Consider the following 1,928-nt stretch of genomic DNA (forward strand, 5'->3'; position numbering starts at 1 on the left):
GGCACCATCAGCCTGCTCTGGTCGCTGGCGGTGCTCTCGGAGGTCGCCGTGTTCGTCCTCTTCGGATCCGGGCTGCTGGCACGCCTCGGCACCGCCGGGGCGGCGATGCTGGCCGCCGGATGCGGGGTCCTGCGCTGGGCAAGATCACCACCGAGTGGGACGGGCGCCTCGTCTATCCCGGGGACCACGTGCTCTCCGACCTGTGGTTCCTCCAGGGCAAGCAGGCCTACGGTGTCGATGCCCGCAACGGCAACACCCTCACCCTCGACGTCACCGCCAACGTGCCGGGCGCGTGGGGCTACGGCTCGATCCGCACTCGGGCGGGCCGGGAATGGGGCATCCTGCGCATGCGCGGTGTCGGACCGCGCGGGCTGGAACTCCACCCCGACGACGTGACGGCGCTCCAGGCGCAGACCGGGCGGACGCTGTCGAGCGTCTTGGCCCTCGACAGCCAGGACCCCACCACGGTGGTGCTGGGCGATCTCGTCGAGTTGCAGGAGACCTACGTCGCGCGCTCGGCGATCCCCTCGGATGCCGACCACGTGCAGATCGAGATGGTGGCCGACGACGCGCGCGTCTGGCAGCTCCTCGACGAGGACGTAATCGCGCCGGCGCCGGTCAACGCGGACAGCCTGGCCGAGCCGCTCGTCCCGGAGATCGCGGTGCTGCACGCGCGCTGCGTGCGCATCGAGACCGGCATCGAGGTGGTCTGGGGCGTGTCGACCACGCGCGGCGCCCGGAACTACGAGGCCGAACTGTCCTACGATGCCGGCGGCAGCTGGGACGTGCTCTCGCCCTTCGGCCCGGCCTCGTCCGGCCGGGCGGCGATGCGCCAGGTCGAGGGTCCGGTCACGGTGCGCGCCCGGGCCTACGGCCGCACGGGTCTGCCCGGCGCCTGGAAGCTGACCACCTTCACCACCGTGGCGCCGGTGGTCGACGGCTCGCAGACCGAGATCATCAACCTGCCGCCGATCGACTATGCCGGGCTGACCGAAGACGTGCGCGGGCGCCTCGACCACATCAACGCGGTCGAGGCGCAGGCGCAGGCGATCGCCGTCCAGGCGAAGGCGGATTTCGATGCCGCCAAGGCCCACGCCGACCTGGCGCTGGCGCGCGCCCTGGAGAGCCTGGGCAACGACACCGCCAATACGGCGGCGATCACGGCCGAGTCGCAGAGCCGGCTGACGGCCGAGCAAGCGATCACCTCACGGATCGACATCGCGGTCTCCCGGATCGACGGGAACGCGGCCGCGATCATCGACGTGTCCAGGACCACCGCGGACTCCGTCAGCGCCCAGGCGTCGCGCACCACCGCGCTCATCACGCAGACGGATGCCGACCGCGCCTACTTCCTGGCCGAGCAGCAGATTCGGATCGGCAAAGACGAGGCCTATGCGACCAGCCTGATCGCCATCAATGCACGCCTGGGCACGAACGAAGCCGGGCTCCTCTCAGAGCAGACGGCCCGGGCCGATGCCGTCAGCGCGCAGGCCATGCGGATCGACGGGGTCTCCGCGCGGGTCGGCACGAACGAAGCGTCCATCATCCAGGAGGCTTCCATCCGGGCCGATGCGGTCAGCGCGCAAGCGCAGCGCATCTCCCTCGTCGAGGCAACGGCCGGCGAGAACACCGCGCGGATCGCGCGGGAGGAGGTGACGCGCGCCGATGCGATCACGGCCGTCTCGCAGTACAGCGCCTACATCATCTCGCGGGTCGGCGATGCCTTCGGGGCCATCTCCGACGAGAGCGTCACGCGAGCCACGGTCGATGGTGCCCTGTCCCAGCGCATCGACGGCCCGCGCGACCGCCGTCAGCGCCCTGTCGAACCGGATCACCGATGTGCAGGCCCGCTCCGATGCCGGGACGGCCACGGGGCGGTTCAGCCTCGCGGTGCAGTCCGGGCCGGCGGGCGTCTCGGCCCGCATCCA

The 1,928-nt window shown here is 71.4% G+C and carries 1 pseudogene; it reads left to right on the forward strand.

What is annotated here, in order from left to right:
* Window positions 1-119: 119 nt before the first annotated feature.
* A pseudogene (locus MKK54_RS00015) lies at window positions 120-1,928 on the forward strand (phage tail protein); the annotation flags it as partial.

This window comes from Methylobacterium sp. J-068 (assembly GCF_022829445.1).
GTDB lineage: Bacteria > Pseudomonadota > Alphaproteobacteria > Rhizobiales > Beijerinckiaceae > Methylobacterium.